Source organism: Kribbella sp. NPDC050124, assembly GCF_044460355.1.
GTDB lineage: Bacteria > Actinomycetota > Actinomycetes > Propionibacteriales > Kribbellaceae > Kribbella.
In genome coordinates this window covers 208883-226463 of record NZ_JBITJU010000010.1, presented here as the reverse complement: position 1 = coordinate 226463, position 17581 = coordinate 208883, and the positions used below count along the sequence as shown (strand labels likewise).

General features: G+C 69.5%; 20 protein-coding genes. 6 read left to right on the top strand and 14 right to left on the bottom strand.

The window, feature by feature from the left end; all coding sequences use genetic code 11:
* Position 1: 1 nt before the first annotated feature.
* From ACIBL3_RS24075 to ACIBL3_RS24055, 5 genes are all read right to left on the bottom strand, one after another.
* Positions 2-1060: a transcriptional regulator gene (locus ACIBL3_RS24075; RefSeq protein ID WP_396355773.1), complete on the bottom strand. Its 1059-nt coding sequence runs from the start codon at positions 1058-1060 to the stop codon at positions 2-4.
* Positions 1061-1063: 3 nt separating this feature from the next.
* A complete protein-coding gene (locus ACIBL3_RS24070) occupies positions 1064-1675 on the bottom strand; it encodes an anti-sigma factor family protein (protein ID WP_396355772.1) in 612 nt (203 codons plus the stop codon).
* The gene (sigE, locus tag ACIBL3_RS24065) at positions 1672-2340 is read right to left on the bottom strand and encodes an RNA polymerase sigma factor SigE (protein ID WP_396355771.1); all 669 of its coding nucleotides are present in this window, start codon (positions 2338-2340) and stop codon (positions 1672-1674) included. The genes ACIBL3_RS24070 and sigE overlap by 4 nt, the downstream gene beginning before the upstream one ends.
* A gap of 153 nt (positions 2341-2493) precedes the next feature.
* Positions 2494-2715 (bottom strand): biotin/lipoyl-binding carrier protein, encoded by a 222-nt coding sequence (locus ACIBL3_RS24060; RefSeq protein ID WP_396355770.1) that lies wholly within the window; start codon positions 2713-2715, stop codon positions 2494-2496.
* A gap of 35 nt (positions 2716-2750) precedes the next feature.
* Positions 2751-3296, bottom strand: a complete 546-nt coding sequence (locus ACIBL3_RS24055) for a CGNR zinc finger domain-containing protein (protein WP_396355769.1) — start codon at positions 3294-3296, stop codon at positions 2751-2753.
* 69 nt (positions 3297-3365) lie between these two features.
* On the opposite strand from ACIBL3_RS24055, the gene ACIBL3_RS24050 reads away from it, so the two are divergent.
* Both ACIBL3_RS24050 and ACIBL3_RS24045 read left to right on the top strand, forming a co-directional pair.
* A complete protein-coding gene (locus tag ACIBL3_RS24050) occupies positions 3366-4535 on the top strand; it encodes an MFS transporter (protein WP_396355768.1) in 1170 nt (389 codons plus the stop codon).
* Positions 4519-5115 carry a GNAT family N-acetyltransferase gene (locus tag ACIBL3_RS24045; protein WP_396355767.1) on the top strand — a complete coding sequence of 199 codons (597 nt, stop codon included), beginning with the start codon at positions 4519-4521 and terminating at the stop codon, positions 5113-5115. Before ACIBL3_RS24050 ends, ACIBL3_RS24045 begins: the two co-directional genes overlap by 17 nt.
* Here ACIBL3_RS24045 and ACIBL3_RS24040 read toward each other — a convergent pair.
* Positions 5102-5983, bottom strand: coding sequence for an SIS domain-containing protein (locus ACIBL3_RS24040; protein WP_396355766.1), 882 nt, complete (start codon positions 5981-5983; stop codon positions 5102-5104). The two genes, ACIBL3_RS24045 and ACIBL3_RS24040, sit on opposite strands and share 14 nt — an antisense overlap.
* A 101-nt stretch (positions 5984-6084) precedes the next feature.
* On the opposite strand from ACIBL3_RS24040, the gene ACIBL3_RS24035 reads away from it, so the two are divergent.
* The 4 genes from ACIBL3_RS24035 to ACIBL3_RS24020 all read left to right on the top strand — a co-directional run bounded on the left by ACIBL3_RS24035 (position 6085) and on the right by ACIBL3_RS24020 (position 9546).
* Positions 6085-6867, top strand: coding sequence for a DeoR/GlpR family DNA-binding transcription regulator (locus ACIBL3_RS24035; protein WP_396355765.1), 783 nt, complete (start codon positions 6085-6087; stop codon positions 6865-6867).
* 172 nt (positions 6868-7039) lie between these two features.
* On the top strand, positions 7040-7729 hold the full coding sequence (locus ACIBL3_RS24030; RefSeq protein ID WP_396355764.1) for an O-methyltransferase: 690 nt from the start codon (positions 7040-7042) through the stop codon (positions 7727-7729).
* Positions 7730-7803: 74 nt separating this feature from the next.
* Entirely contained in the window at positions 7804-8826 is a 1023-nt protein-coding gene (locus tag ACIBL3_RS24025; RefSeq protein ID WP_396355763.1) for an alpha/beta fold hydrolase, read from the top strand.
* 54 nt (positions 8827-8880) lie between these two features.
* Positions 8881-9546, top strand: coding sequence for a class I SAM-dependent methyltransferase (locus ACIBL3_RS24020; protein ID WP_396355762.1), 666 nt, complete (start codon positions 8881-8883; stop codon positions 9544-9546).
* 67 nt (positions 9547-9613) lie between these two features.
* On the opposite strand, the gene ACIBL3_RS24015 is transcribed toward ACIBL3_RS24020, so the two are convergent.
* The 8 genes from ACIBL3_RS24015 to glgC are packed head-to-tail and all read right to left on the bottom strand — an operon-like array spanning position 9614 to position 17560.
* On the bottom strand, positions 9614-10336 hold the full coding sequence (locus ACIBL3_RS24015) for an alpha/beta hydrolase family protein (RefSeq protein ID WP_396355761.1): 723 nt from the start codon (positions 10334-10336) through the stop codon (positions 9614-9616).
* The gene (locus tag ACIBL3_RS24010) at positions 10336-11328 is read right to left on the bottom strand and encodes an amidohydrolase family protein (protein WP_396355760.1); all 993 of its coding nucleotides are present in this window, start codon (positions 11326-11328) and stop codon (positions 10336-10338) included. Before ACIBL3_RS24010 ends, ACIBL3_RS24015 begins: the two co-directional genes overlap by 1 nt.
* Positions 11328-11846 carry a 3-hydroxyanthranilate 3,4-dioxygenase gene (locus tag ACIBL3_RS24005; RefSeq protein ID WP_396355759.1) on the bottom strand — a complete coding sequence of 173 codons (519 nt, stop codon included), beginning with the start codon at positions 11844-11846 and terminating at the stop codon, positions 11328-11330. Before ACIBL3_RS24005 ends, ACIBL3_RS24010 begins: the two co-directional genes overlap by 1 nt.
* 3 nt (positions 11847-11849) lie before the next feature.
* Positions 11850-12263 (bottom strand): RidA family protein, encoded by a 414-nt coding sequence (locus ACIBL3_RS24000; RefSeq protein ID WP_396355758.1) that lies wholly within the window; start codon positions 12261-12263, stop codon positions 11850-11852.
* A complete protein-coding gene (locus tag ACIBL3_RS23995) occupies positions 12260-13762 on the bottom strand; it encodes a 2-hydroxymuconic semialdehyde dehydrogenase (protein WP_396355757.1) in 1503 nt (500 codons plus the stop codon). Before ACIBL3_RS23995 ends, ACIBL3_RS24000 begins: the two co-directional genes overlap by 4 nt.
* Positions 13759-15057: an FAD-dependent oxidoreductase gene (locus ACIBL3_RS23990; RefSeq protein WP_396355756.1), complete on the bottom strand. Its 1299-nt coding sequence runs from the start codon at positions 15055-15057 to the stop codon at positions 13759-13761. The genes ACIBL3_RS23995 and ACIBL3_RS23990 overlap by 4 nt, the downstream gene beginning before the upstream one ends.
* The gene (gene kynU / locus ACIBL3_RS23985; protein WP_396355755.1) at positions 15054-16307 is read right to left on the bottom strand and encodes a kynureninase; all 1254 of its coding nucleotides are present in this window, start codon (positions 16305-16307) and stop codon (positions 15054-15056) included. The genes ACIBL3_RS23990 and kynU overlap by 4 nt, the downstream gene beginning before the upstream one ends.
* The gene (gene glgC, locus ACIBL3_RS23980) at positions 16304-17560 is read right to left on the bottom strand and encodes a glucose-1-phosphate adenylyltransferase (protein ID WP_396355754.1); all 1257 of its coding nucleotides are present in this window, start codon (positions 17558-17560) and stop codon (positions 16304-16306) included. The genes kynU and glgC overlap by 4 nt, the downstream gene beginning before the upstream one ends.
* Between the last annotated feature and the right edge of the window lie 21 nt (positions 17561-17581).

The window sequence follows — 17581 nt, the reverse complement described above, 5'->3', positions numbered from 1 at the left end:
ATTATCCCAGCTTCCCGGAAAGCGCACCCATCGGAGTGAGCCACGTCGCGATTTTCGCCAGCCCGGCCCCCACTCGCTGGACCGCGGTCAGCTTGACCGGCACGTCGTGCGGGAACGAGCGGACCACCTGCCCGAGCACGTCCGGCGGCAGGTCCCCGATCAGCGTGTAGACGATCCCACCGGACGACCAGACGACGTACGACGGCATCCCGTAGCGCAGGTAGACGCCCGGGGTCTCGGTGGTGCTGAACCCGGCGACCGCGGCCGGGTCGAGCGCCCCGCGCTGCTCGAACAGCGACACGTTGAACAGGCCGTCCGAGTACGAGAACTGCAGCGACCCGTTGGTGGTGTCCTGGTGGACGTCGTACAGCTTCAGCGAAGCGGGCAGCTCCGGTGCGCAGACCCAGCCCTCCGAGCGCAGTCCGTCGACCTTGCCGAGGCCCAGTGACTCGACCCCGCCCGGCGCCATCGGCGGCAGGTGGCCGAGGAACTCCGACTCCTCGATCTCCAGCTCGGTCAACACCGTGGCCCGGACCATCGTCTTGCCGTCCACACTGAACAGCTGCCGCTGCAGAAGCAGTCCGGTCGCCTTGTCGATCCAGAACCGCGCTGCCAGCGTCTGGTCGTCCCGCAGCGCCTCAACCAGGACAGCGGCCCGCCCGATGGTGTCCGTGCAGCACTTGTAGACGAGCTGGTACGTCGCCCGGAGCAGAGTCAGCGGTCCACCGTCGACTGCGGCGCCTGCATTCGTCGCACGCTGCACGAACGCCTTCGCACCCGGCGACGACGAGGAGCCGACCACGCTGATCTCAGAGCCTTGTGAGGCCGCGTGGACGATGTCCAGCATCGCCGAACTCGCGCCCTGCGGTCCCCACGAGGTGATGATCTGCGTGCCGTGGTACGAGACGGTGTTCGGCGCTGCGGCCGCGCGGGCCAGCCAACTGATCGCCAGTGGCGAGTCCTCACGCGCGGAGGTGGGTGGGGCGGCGACGGCGGGTGCGGGCAGGCCGAAGCCGATCAGTGCGGTGCTGACCAGTACGGCGAGCCGGGTGAGGCTCACAGGTCAGCGTCCTGTCAGGGCCACCGGCTGCAGCGTCGGGCTCAGCCCCGCATACCCAGCCCCGTTGTAGGAGTTCAGCAGCGCCACCGGGTCGGCGAACGGCGCTCCGCCCGACGTGGTCGCGTGGTCGGACGAGAAGCTCGCCACCGGCGGCTGCAGGGTCGGCGGCTGCTCCTCCCGGGACGGGTCGCCCACGATGAACGCCGTACCGAGCAGAGACGCAACGGCGGCTGCAGAACCAGCAGCGCCCAGTACGCCGGTGCGCCGCCGGGAGCGTGTGGTCCGGGGTGCACCGGGCCGGCTGGCGCCCGTGCGGGCAGCCGGGAAGGCGGAGCGCTGCGGAAAGAGCGACACGGCCGGCGTCAGCACCGGGCGGATCTCCTCGCGCGGCTCCGGCGAGAACGACGAGACGCCCATCAGGCGCTGCATCAGATCGGTGGACGGGTCCGGCGTCTCCAGCGCGGCCATCCGGGCCTTGAGCCGGCGCTGAGCGTCCACCTCGGCGCGGCAGGTGTCACAGCCGACCAGGTGGCTCAGGACCTTGTCCCGCGAGTCGTGGTCGAGCGCGCCGTCGACGACCGCGCTGAGCTTGTCCAGGGGGTGCTGCAGAGTCACCGGAACTCACCTCCGGCGCCAAAGGGTCCGTCAGCGGGCGGACCGCCGACCCTGGTCTGGCCGGACCGCGGCGCCCGGTGCTTGAGGTGCTTGCGCAGCATCGAGCGGCCCCGGTGGATCCGGCTGCGGACGGTGCCCAGCTTCACGTCCAGCACGTCGGCGATCTCGTCGTACGTCATGCCCTCGATGTCGCAGAGCACCACGGCGGCGCGGAAGTCCTCCGGCAGCGCGTCCAGCGCGCCCTGCACGTCGTGATCGAACTGGTCGGAGTCCAGCTTCTCGGCCGGGCCCTCGCCCTTGGCCGGCAGCCGGTCGTGCGCGTCCTCCGGCAGCCCGTCGAACCGGATCCGCTGCTTGCGGCGGGCGCCGTCCAGGAACAGGTTCGTGGTGATCCGGTACAGCCAGCCCTCGAAGGTGCCCGGGGTGTACGACGACAGCGAGCGGAAGACCCGGACGAAGACCTCCTGGGTCAGGTCCTCGGCGTCGTGCTTGTTGCCGGTCAGCCGGTACGCGAGCCGGTAGACCCGGGCGGAGTGCGTCCGCACGATCTCGTCCCAGGACGGCAGCGCGTCCGGGACCGGCTGCAGCGCAGGCGCCACAAAGGTGTCGGCCGGCTTCACCGCAACGCCTCCCTGGGTCCTCTCGGCAATGAGCGTGAAGGCCATGGTGCCGCGGTCACCGTCCTCTGCGCACGTCGGGAACACCCGGGTTCGACCCTGAGTTTCTGGTACGACGGCTCAACGCGGCGCTCCGGCAGGAAGTTCCCAGCCGAAGCCTTCCGAAGACCAGACGCGGTGGCGAGCACTTTTGTTGCAGCCCTACTTCTCCTCGATCACCGCGATCGGGTCGCCGTCCCGGACGACCTCACCCTCGGCGACCTTCAGCTCGGTGATGGTGCCGGCCACCTCGGCCAGCACCGGGATCTCCATCTTCATCGACTCCAGGATGACCAGGGTGTCCTCCGGCCCCACCATGTCCCCGGCCTTGGCGGTGACCTTCAGCACATTCGCGACCAGCTCCGCCACGACAGTGTGACTCAACTCGCACTCCTCAGTCCCGGATGTCTGCCTCGATCCTAGGTGCTCGGGTTTGCCGCCTTGCGGGCCCGGTACGACGCGACCCGGGTCCGGCTCGCGCAGGTCGGTGAGCAGAACCGCCGCGGCCGGCGCTCGGCCGGGTTCACGTAGACCCGCTCGCAGTCGACCGCCGCACACGTGCCGATGGCATCGAACCCATGCCCGGCCGCGAAGCTCGCCAGCCCAAGCGCAGTGGCCGCCGCCAGCCAGTCACCCCACGTCGCGCCCGGCTTGGCGACATGCAGGTGCCACGGCGACCCGTCGTGGTCGGACAGATACGGGCGTACGGCGTACCCCTCGAGCAACTCGTTGAGGACGGCCGCAGCGTCCCGTGCCTCAGTGTGGAAGACGGCACGGATCCGCTCGCGGACTGCCCGCACCTGGGCCAGGTCGGACTCGTCCAGCGTGATCGGCTCGGTCTCGCCGTGCTCGAGCAGGAACGTGCGGACGTCCCCGGGCGCGTTCAGCTGCTCGGGGTCGCGGGTCCGGGTGTTGACCAGGTCCACCGCCAGCCGTACCAGCCGGTCCGGCGCCTGAAGCTCCACACCGCTCCTCTCGTAACGTATTTGATAGCGTAACGCGTAACAGCCTGATCCGCGTTACAGGAGGCCTGCGTGCCCAGCTACTACTTGGCGGCGACCCTAGCCAGGCTGGCCGACGAGATGGTCGCATTCACGCTGGTCCTGCTGGTGCTGGAGCGGACTGACAGTCCTGCGCTGGCAGGTGCCACCGGAGCTGCCTACGCGCTGCCAGCAGTCGTCACTGGGCCGCTACTCGGTGCCTGGCTCGACAGGACGCCGTACCGCCGGAGTGCGCTGGCGCTCAACCAGGCGGTGCTCGGCGTGGTCATGCTCAGCCTGCTGGCTGTCGTCGGGCACAGCGCCCAGTGGATGACTCCTGCCCTCGCAGCCGTCGCTGGGGCCACGCTGCCGATGGTAAGCGGCGGCTTCACCAGCATGCTGCCCAGCCTGGTCCCTGCGGACCGGCTGGCCCGGGCTAACTCACTGGAGGCGGCCAGCTTCGGCGCTGCCGCGATCACGGGTCCGGCAGCGGCGGCCACGATCGCGTCCATCGTGTCTGTCGAGGCTGCGGCACTGGTCATCGTCGTCGCGACCGTGCTCAGCATCGTCGCGATCTCCCTGCTACCGGCCCTGCCGCCCGCACAGACCGCGGCGGAGCCCTTCCTGCCAGCGGTTGTCGGCGGGCTGACCCACCTGTTCCGGACGCCTCGACTGCGCGCGTCCACAGTCACCACCACGCTGGTCCTGGGCGCCTCCGGCCTCCTACTCATCACGCTGCCGCTGCACATGGCTTCGGTCGGCATGCCGAAGTCCGCTGCCGGCTACCTCTGGACTGCCGTGGAGATCGGCAACGTCGTCACTGCACTCCTGCTCGGCCGCCTGCAGACCCGCTGGCGGCCTGAGTACGTCGTCATCGTTGCCGCTGCCGTCTCTGGTCTGGTGATGACCACGTGGCCGCTCGCGACAAGCTTCGCCGTACTGCTGCTGCTTGTTGCTCTGGCCGGGCTGGCCGAGGGACCGATGCTGCCCGCGATGTTCGCCGCGCGGCAGCAGTACAGCCCGGATGCCTTGCAGGGTCGCGTGAGCACGACAGCCGCCAGCCTGCGCGTCGGAATGTCAGCACTGGGCCAGGTCAGCGCCGGCCTACTCGTCCCCCTGATCGGCACTCAGAAGGCTTTGTTCGTCATCGCTCTGACCGTCATGGCAGCCGCAGCACTCGGCCGCCTCTCGCTGAAAGCTCCCACGCATGCACACACCGCTTGACGCCTGGATCCACGGCTGGGCGATCTGCCGCAGCACGCCAGCCCCGGTCGAGTTCCGCGACGGCTATCGCATCGACGTAGGCCTCCCGGGACACCAGGTGCGCTACGTGCTGCCGACGTACGACGCTGAGCTGGTCGGCGGAAAGCGTCAGCCGGACACCTGGCTGAAGATCGCTGGTCAGGTCCCGCTGGATCCGCCTTGGCAGGTGCAGCCGCCGGAGTACCTGATGACGGCCGAGCTGACCGACGCGGCGGTGCGGGTCGACAGCTCGTACCGCCTGGAGACTGCGCAACAGGGCAGTGTGCTTCAGGTCGTCGTGCGCGCTGAGGACGACTCCGTGGCTGCTCGTGGGAAGGCGGGGCTCGCCGGTAGTTGGGCTGTGTTCGACCAGATCGAGACTGCCCCGCAGCACCGGCGGCGTGGGCTCGGACGGGCTGTGATGGGGGCGCTGTCGGCCGCTGCCCAGTACGCCGGTGCGACGACCGGCGTACTGGTGGCGACTGAGGACGGGCGGGCGCTCTACAGCGCTCTGGGCTGGACGCTCAGCTCGCCCATGACCGCTGCGGTCAGTCGAGGATGACGGAGCGGCTCAGGCTGCGGGGCTGGTCGGGGTTGAGGCCCAGGGCGAGGGACTTGGCGACGGCGACACGCTGGGCGATCACCAGGGACGCCATCGGGTCGAGGTCGGCGTGGTGGACGATCGTGGCGCCGGTGGCGGTGACGTCGGCGAGCAGACCGGCCGGCGACTCGCCGAAGATCCAGACACCGCGACCAGGCTGCGCGATGGCGATCGGGCCGTGCCGGTAGTCCATCGCCGGGTAGGCCTCCGTCCACGCCGACGCGGCCTCCCGCTGCTTCAGCGCCGCCTCGTGCGCCAGACCGACGGTCCAGCGCGTGCCGACGTACGTGACCTGCTCCAGCTTCGCCAACTCGTCAACGTCCACGGTGAGCGCGGTCTCCGCGTCGGCCGCGGCCTGGTGGAGGTCCTCCCCCAGCGACGCGCGCAGCAGCGCCAGAGTGGTCGTCGCGAACCGGGTCTGGACGACGGACTGCTCGTCGGCGAAGTCCAGCAGGATGGTGTGGTCGGCCAGGTCGACGATCGGCGAGCCGGCGGTCGCAGTGATCGCCACGGTCGGCAGGTCGGTCGCCCGAATCAGGTCCAGCACCTCGGTCGTCGTACCGGAGCGGCTGATCACGACCACAACGTCGTACGCGCGTCCGGCCGGGAACTCCGAGCCGGCGAACGCGTCCGTCTCGCCCTGACCGCTGTCCTCGCGCAGGGCGGCGTACGCCATCGCCATGAACCAGGACGTGCCGCAGCCCACCGCCGCGACCCGTTGACCGGGCTTGGGCAATGCGCCACCGTACTGCGCGAAACCGTCCGAGACCTGCCGCCAGAGGTCCGGCTGAGTGGCGATCTCAGTGCTCACATAAGGCGTGTTGGTCATGTCGTCTCCGCACTTGTCATGGTCGAAACTGCTCAAAACGTGATCGAATGGTCCAACCAGCCGCCATCCGGCTGACCGATTGTGTGAAGGAGGAGCCCCGGGTGAAGCGTTACGAACGCCTGAACACCTTGCTCGAGTCGCTCGCCGAGAAGGGCGCCATCGACGTCGACGAGCTCGCCGAGCAGTTGCACGTGTCCGCGGCGACGATCCGGCGTGACCTGGACCACCTGGGCAAGCAGCAGCTCCTCACCCGGACCCGGGGCGGCGCGGTCGCGAACGCGGTGTCGTACGACCTGCCGCTGCGTTACAAGACTGCGCGTTTCGCGTCGGAGAAGCAGCGGATCGCGCAGGCCGCGGCCACGCTGGTCCGGCGCGGCATGGTGATCGGCATGAACGGCGGCACCACGATCTCCGAGGTGGCGCGCACGCTGGCGACCCGGCCGGAGCTGTCCGCCGAGCACGGCGAGCCCGCGTTCACCCTCGTCACCAACGCGCTGAACATCGCCAACGAGCTGATCGTCCGGCCGCACGTGAAGATGGTGCTCACCGGCGGCGTGGCCCGGCCGCAGTCCTACGAGATGATCGGCCCGCTGTCGCACCGGATCCTGTCCGACCTGTCGCTGGACATCGCGTTCATCGGCGTCGACGGGATCGACGAGACCGGCGCCACCGCCCACCACGAGGGCGAGGCGAACATCAACCAGCTGATCGTCAGCCGGGCGGCCAAGGTGGTCGTCGTCGCCGACTCCTCCAAGCTGGGCCAGCGCGCCTTCGCCCGGATCTGCGAGCTGAGCGAGATCGACACCCTCGTCACCGACGCCCAGGCCGACGAGACCCAGCTGGCGATCTTCAAGGAAGCCGGCATCGACGTCGTCCAGGCCTGAATCCAGGTTCAGTTCACACCGCATCCCGCCGTACCTCCCGTCACTGGGCCGCGCTTTGCCTGCTGCAGACGATCATATCTGATCCTTCAGTGCATCTTATGAGCAAGAGTGCGCAGTCCCAGCGTGGGAGACACGGATCCGGGACCTGGTGCCGCTAGGCTTCGGTCTCAGGATGACCAGCGCGGCCGCAGAACACCCCGCAGATCTTTGGGAGGGCACCATCGCCACCGGCATCGACCCGACGTCCTGGGCATACGCCGAGGACTACACCGGTGAGGACGAAGTCGTCACCGGTGCGCGGGCGAGCGCCCAGGACAGCGGTATCGCCGCGATCGGGCCGGGCACGGCCGCGGCGCTGAGCCTGCTGGCCGCGAGCGTGAGCGCGAAGGCGGTCGTCGAGATCGGCACCGGCACCGGGGTGTCCGGGCTGGCGCTGCTGCGCGGCATGCGCACCGATGGCACGCTCACCACGGTCGACATCGACGCCGAGAACCAGCGGCTCGCCCGCAAGACGTTCCTCGATGCCGGCGTCCCGTCGAACCGGTTCCGCCTGATCGCCGGCGCCGGGCTGGACGTGGTCACCCGGCTCACCGACGGCCACTACGACCTGGTCTTCTGCGACGCCGACCGGCGTGAGAACACGGCGTACCTGCACGAGGCCCTCCGGCTGCTCCGCCCCGGCGGTGTGGTCGCCTTCGCCGGCATCCTCACCGGCGGTCGCGTCGCCGACCCGGCGCGCCGCGACCCCGACACCAACGCCCTCCGCGACCTGCTCCGCGCCGTCCGCGACGACGACGACCTCGTCTCCGCCCTCCTCCCCACCTCCGAAGGCCTCCTCACCGCCGCCAAACGCCTCAGCTGAGGGTGCGCCAGGGTCGTCCCGGAGCAGCGGAGAGACGCGGCCACCGACCCGGCGAGTGGTGCCACAATCTCACCGTGGAGCAACGACTCGGCACGGCGACGCTGGACGACGGGACCGAGATCCGGTTCGCGGTGGTCGGCTCGGGTCCGTTCGCGCTCTGCGTGCCGGGGTGGGTGTCACATCTCGAGCTCGGTTGGGCGATACCCGCGGAGCGACTGTTCTACGAGGGCCTGGCAAGCGGGCGCACCCTCGTCCGTTACGACCGTCCTGGGGTCGGGCTGTCGGAGACCACGGACCGTCCGGATGTCATCGAACTCGAATTGCAGGTGATCCGCGCGGTCGCCGGAGCGGTCGGCATCGGCGCGCTCGATCTGATCGGTGTTTCGTTCGGAGCGCCGCTGGCGGTGAAATTCGCGGCTCGCCACCCTGAGTCGGTCAACCGGCTGGTGCTGTACGGCGGCTGGGTGCAGGGCAATGAGGTGGCGGCGCCGGCTGTTCGCCAGCACGTGCTCGGGCTGGTCGAGCAGCACTGGGGGTTCGGCTCGGATGTCCTCACCGAAATCTTCGCGCCCGACGCCGACGCCGGTTTCCGTGCCGTCTTCTCCACTTATCAACGCGAGTCAGCGTCCGCCGCGACGGCCCGGCGGCTGCTCGCCACCTGTTACGAGATCGACGTGAGCGAGGATCTCGGCAGCATCCGTGCGCGGACCACGGTGATCCACCGTGCTGACGATCGCGCGGCGCCGCTCGCCGAGGGCAGGCGGTTGGCGGACGGGATCGCCGGAGCGACCCTGAAAGTGTTGCCGGGCCGCGCGCACCTGCCGTTCATCGGCGATGTGGAAGCTGTCGTCAACGAGATCCGCTCCGGTCTCGGGTTACCGCCGCTGCGGCGAACTGCGCGTCCCACCCTGACAGCGCGGCAGGGGCAGGTCGCGGCGCTCGTGGCCCAAGGTCTGTCGAATCGTCAGATCGCCGAGGAGTTGGTCATCACCGAACGTTCGGCCGAGTCGCACGTCGAGCGGATCCGGTTGCGCCTGGGTTTCCGCTCTCGGGCGCAGATCGCGGCCTGGTACGCAGCCGCGCACCCTACGGGTTGAAGTGCGGTAGTTCCACGGCTGACCCGGCGGCTGCGGCGGCGTCAGGATCGAGCCATGACGAGTTCCGAGGTCCATCGCGCTGCGATCGACGGTTTCGACCCCCATCCACTTCGCGGCCGGTTCAACTCAGCGTTCTTCGCAGCGATGGGCGGCTACATCGACCTGCACCTGCGCAAGCGGAAGAGGGCGGTGTTCGCCGGACTGCCGCAGACCGTGGTCGAGCTCGGATCGGGCGTGGGCGCGAACGTGCGCTACCTGCCTACGCGGGCGCGACTCATCGCGATCGAGCCGAACCCGTTCATGCACGCCCGGCTCCGGCGTGCGGCGGCCCGGCAAGGACTCGACCTCGAGATCCGCGATGTCGTCGCTGAGCGCATCGACCTGCCGGACGCGAGTACTGACGCCGTCATCTGCAGCCTTGTCCTGTGCACCGTGGGAGACCCGGACGCCGTGCTCGCCGAGGTGCGGCGCGTGCTGCGGCCGGGTGGCCGGTTCAGCTTCGCCGAACACGTCGTGGCGAGGGAGCACACGCCGACCCGATGGGTGCAGCGTGCACTGCGCCGGCCTTGGGCGTGGGTGTTCGAGGGTTGCTCGTGTGAGCGTGACCTGGCGAGCGCGATCGAGTCGGCGGGCTTCGCCAGTGTGAACACTCAGCAATACCGGATCCACTCGCCGTTCCTGCCCTTCAACCCCCACATCGCCGGCACCGCCATCAGGTGAGGTGGCACCTCGCCGGGCGCCTGGCATCGCGCTCGCCGGATCACCACCCGCTGATGGTCGCCGGACGTCAGCCGATGAGGCGGGTGAGCTCGGCTGTGACCTGGTGGAACGCCTCGGTGAGGGGGTCGATGAGTTCGTAGTGGCCGGCGCCGTCGACTCGGGTGAAATGTGCGGTCGGGTGCGCGGCGAAGTACGACTCGGTGACGGTGATCGGGACCCGGAGGTCGGCGGTGCCGTGGATCAGGCTCACGGGGGCGATCGGGGCCGGCAGGTGCACCGGGTCCAGGTCGTTGCGCACCCCGCTGCCGATGAAGTCCTGTACGGCGCCGTCGTCGAGCCCCAGGCGGTCCGCCATCAAGAGATCGGCGACCGGGGCCAGCGCGATCACCCCGCGCAGGCGGACCGGGTTGAGCGTGGCGGCCGCCCACAGCGCTAGCTGACCGCCGGCTGAGTGGCCGATCAGCACGTATCCGGCGTGCACGTCGACCAGGTCGGGCAGGCTGTCGAGCGCCGTCCGGATGTCCGACGTCGTGGCGTCGGGATTGCCCGGCTCGCGGCGGTACTCCAGCGAGAGCACGGGCCAGCCGAGGTCGGAGAGCGCCTCACCCAGCGGCCGGGAGTGCTTGCGGTCGTACTCCGGCCGCCAGAACCCGCCGTGCACGAAGACGACCAGGGGGCGGTACTCCTTGGCGTGCCAGTAGTCGATCACCTGGTCCGCGTGGTCGCCGTACCGCAACTGCTCGTCCGGCTCGCGCGCCTCGCGCGACAGTACCGATCGGTCCTCGCTCATCAAGACCTCCCGAGATAACTCAGGGCGTTCGTGGACAGCAGCTTGTGCTGCTGGTCCGCGGTCAGGAAGCCGGCCTTCCGTACCACCTCCCCGACCGGCCGCTCACCCAGTGGATAGGGATAGTCACTGCCGACCAGAACGCGGTCTTCCCCCACGGTATCCACAAGAAGCCGTAATGATGCCGATTCGAACACCACCGTGTCGACGAAGAACCGATCCAGGTAGTACGACGGTGGGTGCTCGGAGCAACCACGCACGATGTCCCCGCGCCGGTGCCAGGCGTTCTCCACCCGCCCGAGCCAGAACGCGAAACTCCCGCCCCCGTGGGCGAAACAGATCCGCAGCGACGGCGGCAGCGCGTCGAAGGCGCCGCCCAGGATCATCGCCAGCAGCGAAAGATGCGTCTCGGCCGGCATCCCGGTCAGCCAGCGGGCCATCCAGCGGTCGAGCCGCGGCCCACCCGGCATGTCCCACGGGTGCACCAGCACCGGCGTCCCGGTCTCGGCGCAGTGGTTGAGAAAGGCAACGATCCCGGCGTCGTCCAGGTCCTTGTCGCCGACGTGGTTGCCGATCTCCACGCCCAGGTGCCCGGCCGCGAGACACCGGTCGAGCTCGGCGCAGGCGGCGTCCGGATCCTGCAACGGCACCTGGCAGAACGGCACGAACCGGTTGTCGCCGGCAAGGGTCTCCAGGGTGAGGTCGTTGAAGATCCGGGCCACCTTCACCGCCTGGTCGGCCGGCCGGTCGTAGGCGAAGAACACCGGGGTCGGCGAGACCACCTGGACATCGATGCCGTCGGCATCCATGTCGGTACGGCGGACCGCTGGATCCCAGGTCTGCGGTCCGATCGGGCGGAACTCCTCCGAGCCGACCATGATCATCGCGGCCCGCTCGGAGTCGATCCGCAGCCACGGCCAGCCGGACCCGCCGCACGCTACCGAGAGATCCGGCCAGCCCTTCGGCACCAGGTGAGTGTGGACGTCAACAGCCATCAGCCCTTGCCTGGGTGAATCGCGCCGCACTTCGGGCAGGTACGCGCTTCTTCGCTGTCGTAGAAGGCGTTGAAGACCGGCGGCAGGTCGGCGACGATGTCGTTCACCTGCAGCTCGACCTCGTGCACGATCGCGTTGCAGCTCTCGCAGTACCAGCGGAACTTCTCCAGCGTGCCCTGCTCGCGGACTCGCTCGATCACCAGGCCGATCGAGTCCGGGCCGCGCTGCGGCGAGTGCGGCATGTTCCGCGGCAGCACCCACATCTGGCCCTCGTCGATGTCGACCCGGGCCGGCCCGTCCTCGGTCATCACGTTGACGTGCAGGTGTCCCTTGATCTGGTAGAAGAACTCCTCGTACGGATCGACGTGGAAGTCGGTGCGCTGGTTCGGCCCGCCGACCACCATGGTGATGAAGTCGTCACCGGTCGGGAACATCTGCTTGTTGCCGACCGGCGGCTTCAGCAGGTGCTTGTTCTCCTCGATCCACTGCGGAAAGTTCGTCGACTCCAGATTGACCATGTCCTACTCCTCCTCGCGCGGGATCGCCGCAACGGCGGATATCTCGATCAGCAGCTGGGGATGCGGCAGCTGATGTACTGCGACAGTCGTCCGGGCCGGCCCGGACTCGTCGAAGAATTCGGCGTACACCTCGTTGTACCCCCCGAAGTCGTTCATCGACACCAGGTACGTCGTCACGCTCACCAGGTCCTCGAGCCCCGCCCCGACCGCCTCCAGGATGTCCCGGATGTTCTCCAGCACGGCCCGCGTCTGCACCCGAATGTCCAGGCTCACCGTGCCCATCGCGTCCACCGAGGCCCCGGCAATCGAGTTGTCCGGCCGCCGACTCGACGTACCCGACACATACGCGAACCCGCCAACAACCTTCACATGCGGAAACCGCCCCCGCGGCACCGCCTTCCCCGGGACGACGGTCATGACAGCTCCACGCAGATGTTGGTGGGGTCGGAGTAGAAGTCGAGGGAGTGGCGGCCGCCCTCGCGGCCGATGCCGGACAGTTTCATGCCGCCGAAGGGGGTGCGGAGGTCGCGGAGGAACCAGGTGTTGACCCAGACCAGGCCGACGTCCAGGGCTGAGCCCGCGCGATGGGCGCGGCCGACGTCGCGGGTCCAGACGGTGGCCGCGAGCCCGTAGTCGGAGCCGTTGGCCAGCGCGTACGCCTCGTCCTCGGTGTCGAAGGGCGCGATGTGGCAAATCGGGCCGAAGATCTCCTCGGTGTTGGTCCGGGCGCCGGGCGACAGCCCGGTCACCACAGTCGGCTGGATGTAGCAGCCGCCGTCGCGGGCGTCGCCGAAGCTCGGTACGCCGCCACCGGTCAGGACCTGTGCGCCTTCGGCCCGGGCGAGGTCGTAGTACGACAGCACCTTGTCGCGGTGCTGCTTCGAGATCAGCGGCATGTTCATGGTCGACTCGTCGGCAGGCCAGCCGTAGGTCAGCTCGGACGCCCGCTGCGCCAGCCGGGTGCAGAACTCGTCGAACACCGGCCGCTCGACGTACAGCCGTTCCGTGCACAGGCACACCTGGCCGCCGTTGGTGAAGACCGACCGCACCGATCCCTCGATCGCCGCGTCGAGATCGCTGTCGGCGAAGATCAGGCCGGCGTTCTTCCCGCCGAGCTCGAACGACACCGGCTTGACCCGGTCCGCGGCCACCTTGGCGATCGCCGTACCGGTCGCGGACTCACCGGTGAAGGTGATCGCGTCGATGCCCGGGTGCCGGGTGAGGTACTCCCCCGCCGACGACGGGCCGAACCCGTGCACGAGGTTGAACACCCCAGCGGGTACGCCCGCCTCCGCCATCACTTCGGCCAGCACGGTCGCCGACGCAGGTGTCTCCTCCGACGGCTTGACGATCACAGCGTTGCCGCAGGCAAGCGCCGGTGCGACCTTCCAGGTGAGCAGCAGCAACGGCAGGTTCCACGGCACGATGATCGCGACCACACCGACCGGTTTGCGTACGGCGTAGTTCAAAGCCCGCCGGCCATCCGGCAGGACGGTCGTGTACGACTCGGTCGGCACCGTCGTCGCGAAGTCGGCGAAGGCCCGGAAGTTCGCCGCGCCCCGCGGAATGTCGAGCGTCCGCGCCTGGCTGATCGACTTGCCGGTGTCGCCGACCTCGGCCGCGACCAGGTCCTCGAAGCGCCGCTCGAGCCCGTCCGCGACCCGGCGCAGTACGACGGCCCGCTCCTGCTCGCTCATCCGTCCCCACGGACCTCGCAACGCGGCCCGAGCAGCCTGGACAGCCGCGTCCACGGTCTCCTCGGACGCCTCGCAGACATCGAAGATCTGCTCACCGGTGACCGGACTCAGCTTCGCGAACGTCGATCCGCCCTCGACGAACGAGCCGTCGACGAAGTTCCGCAGCAATCCCGGCCGGGACACCCGCCCGGCCAGCAGATCGGGGCTCCAGAGGTTCATCGCCGCCGCCTTCTGACCAGCCCGGCGGCCAGGCCGGCAGCGAACGCGACGCCGACTCCCAGGACCTGGTGCTGACGCCGTACCCGCTGCTGGACTTCGGCGTACGGCGTCGTGGAGAACGACACCAGCTCATAGCGGGAGACGTACTGGCCCGGGAAGGCGCGCTCCAGCGCGTGCTCGATCCGCTTGGTCAGCCGGAAGACCGGGGACGCCACCTTGTCGCGCATCTCGACGAAGTTCGCCAGCGCCATCTCGGCGATCGCTTCGGTGTTCTCCCGCCGCCGCGCCTCGAACAGCGGCAGCGCCCGGGCCCACGAGCCACCGGTGTCGCCCAGGCAGCGGTCCAGCTCGACCACGTCCTCGAAGGCGCAGTTCGCGCCCTGGCCGTAGAACGGGACGATCGCGTGCGCGGCGTCGCCGATCAGCGCCGTCCGTCCGTGCGCCTGCCACGGCAGGGTGTGCACGGTCCCGAGCACGCCGACCGGGTTGTTCAGGTAGTCGCCGACCAGATCCGGTGCCAACGGCAACAGATCCGGGTAGTGCTCGCGGAAGTGCGCCTCGATCCCGGCGGCGTCGGTGAGCGCGTCGAAGGAGCCGGCCGGCCAGAACAACGTGCAGGTGAACGACTTGTCCGGGTTCGGCAGCGCGATCATCATCGAGGTCCCGCGCGGCCAGATGTGCAGGGCGCCCGGGTCCAGCGCGAAGTCCTCGCCGGCGGCCGGGATCGACAACTCCTTGTACCCGTAGTCCAGGAAGTCCACGTCCTCGGCAACGATGCCCTCGGCGAGCAGTTGCTCGCGGACCGCGGAGCCCGCGCCATCGGCGCCCAGTACGACGTCTGCCTCGGTCGCCACCTTTCCCGACGGCGTCGCGAACACCATCCGTCCGGCGGCCGAATCGAGCTCGACCAGCCGATGCTCGAAGACCACCGACACGCCGGGAGCGGCCGCGGCCGCCGACAACAGGGCGTTGTTCAGCGCGCCGCGGCGGATCGAGTTGATCGCCCGGTCGCCGTCGGCGGAGTACTGCTGGAAGTCCAGTGGCCCGTCGACCGGATGGATCATCCGGCCCTTCATCGGGAGCGCGTCCGCCATCACCTGGTCGACCAGCCCGATCCGCCGCAGCGCGTCCAGCCCGCGTTCGGAGATGGCCAGGTTGATGGACCGGCCGCGCTCGGCGGCCCCGGTCCGCGGGTCCGGTCGGCGCTCGTACAGCGTCACGTCCAGGCCGCGCCGGGCCAGGAAGCAGGCGAGCAGGCTCCCGGTCAGCCCGGCTCCGACGATCGCGATCTTCACTCGGGCTCCACCTGGGTCAGTGCCGACGCCGCGCGCCAGCAGTCGTGGTACGTCGAGTACAGGGGCACCGGGGCGAGCCGCAGTACATCGGGCTCGCGGGAGTCCGCGATCACGCCGTACTCGAACCGAAGCCGCTTCGCCAGCGCACCGGCCGTCATTGCAGCACCGATCCGCAACGACAGCTGTGCGCCGCGCCGCGCGGGGTCGGTCGGCGTGATCACCCGCCCGATCGTCACCTCGGCCAGCAGCTTCTCCAGGTACGCCGTGAGCCGCAGACTGCGCTCGCGCAACTCGGCCATGCCGACCCGGTCGAAGAGCTCCAGCGAGGTCCGGACCGGGCTCATCGAGAAGATCGGCGGGTTCGAGACCTGCCAGGCGTCCGCGGACGCGGGCGGGCGCGCCTCCGGGGCCATCTCGAACCGTGTCGATGGGTCGGTGCTCCACCACCCCTCGAACCGCGGCAGGTCGCCGGCGAGGTGGCGCTCGTGCACGAAGGCGCCGGCCAGCGCGCCCGGCCCGGAGTTCAGGTACTTGTACGAGCACCAGGCAGCGAAGTCCACACCCCAGTCGTGCAACGACAGCGGGACGTTCCCGGCTGCATGCGCCAGGTCCCAGCCGACGACCGCGCCGGCCGCATGACCGGCCTTCGTGATCGTCGGGATGTCCATCAGCTCACCGGTCAGGTAGTTCACGCCGCCGAGCAGCACCAGGGCCACGTCGCCACCCAGTTGCTCGACGACGTCCGCCGTACGCAGGGTGTCCTCGCCGGGGCGGGGCCGGAGGCGGATGATCGCGTCGTCGGCGTCGTGGGAGTGGAAACGGGCCTGGGAGCGGACCGCGTAGCTGTCGGACGGGAAGGCCGAGTCCTCGATCACGATCCGGTGCCGCGACTTGGTCGGCCGGTAGAACGAGACCATCAGCAGGTGCAGGTTGACCGTCAGCGAGTTCATCACGACGGTCTCGCTCGGCAGCGCACCGACCAGGCGCGCCGCCGGGCCGGTCAGCAGCTCGTGATACGGCAGCCACGGCCGGTCCGCGTCGAGGTGCCCCTCGACGCCCAGCGCGGCCCATGAGTCCAGGTCCTCGAGCAGCTCGGTCCGGGTCGCCTTCGGACGCAGGCCGAGCGAGTTCCCGGCGAAGTAGGCGACCTCCGGGTAGTCGCCGCCCTGGGCCGGAGGTACGTCGAAGAGGTCCCGGTGCCCGGGGTCCGCGGCATCGAGCTTCAGCGCCTCCTCCTCCAGCGCGCTCACGCCTCGGCGACCTCGTCCTTCGCCCGGGCCGGCTCGATCACCTGGCCCTTGCCGAGCACGGTCACGCCGCCCTTGGACACGGTGAAGCCGCGCTCACGGTCGTAGTCCGGGTCGACGCCGATCTCGACCCCGTCGGGGACCACCACGTTCTTGTCCAGGATGACGTTCTTCAGGACGGCGTTCGCGCCGATCCGGCAGTTGTCCATGATCACCGCGCGCTCGATGTGCGCGCCGGCGCTGACGATCACGTTGGACCCGAGCACCGAGTGCTCCACGGTCGCCCCGGTCACCACCGAGCCCTGGCAGACGATCGACTCGCCGACCGTCGCGTCGTCGGTGAACTTCGCGCCCGGCAGCTGCGGGTGCGAGGTGAAGATCGGCCAGTCGGAGTTGTAGAGGTTGAACACCGGCTGGATCGAGACCAGGTCCATGTGCGCCTCGTGGTAGGAGTCCAGCGACCCCACGTCCCGCCAGTACGAGCGGTCCCGGTCCAGCGCGCCCGGGACGTCGTTGTCCTTGAAGTCGTAGACCCCGGCCTTGCCCTCGGCAACCAGCATCGGGACGATGTCGCCGCCCATGTCGTGCCGCGACGCCGGGTTGGCCGCGTCCTTGCGCAGCGCCTCCACCAGCACGTCGGCGCTGAACACGTAGTTGCCCATCGACGCGAACGTCTCGTCCGGCGAGTCCGGCAGCCCGGGCGGGTCGGCCGGCTTCTCCAGGAACTCCTCGATGCTGTGGCCGTCCGGCCCGGTCTTGATCACGCCGAACTCGGTCGCCTCCACTCGCGGCACCCGGATCCCGGCCACGGTCACGCCGTTCCCGCGCTCCAGGTGCGCCGCGACCATCTGGGAGGCGTCCATCCGGTACACGTGGTCGGCGCCGAACACCACGATGATGTCGGGTTTGTGGTCGTTGATCAGGTTCATCGACTGGTAGATCGCGTCCGCGCTGCCCTGGTACCACTGCGGGCCGAGCCGCTGCTGGGCCGGGACGCAGGTGACGAAGTTGCCGAGCAGGGTCGACAATCGCCAGGTCAGCGTGACGTGCCGGTCCAGCGAGTGCGACTTGTACTGGGTCAGCACGCACAGGTTGCGATACCCGGCGTTCGCAAGATTCGACAGCACGAAGTCGATCAGCCGGTAACTGCCGCCGAACGGCACGGCCGGTTTGGCCCGGTCGGCCGTCAGCGGCATCAGCCGCTTCCCCTCGCCACCTGCCAGGACGATTCCGAGAACTTTGGGCGCCTTTGCCATGTCCGCACCTTAGTCCGGGAT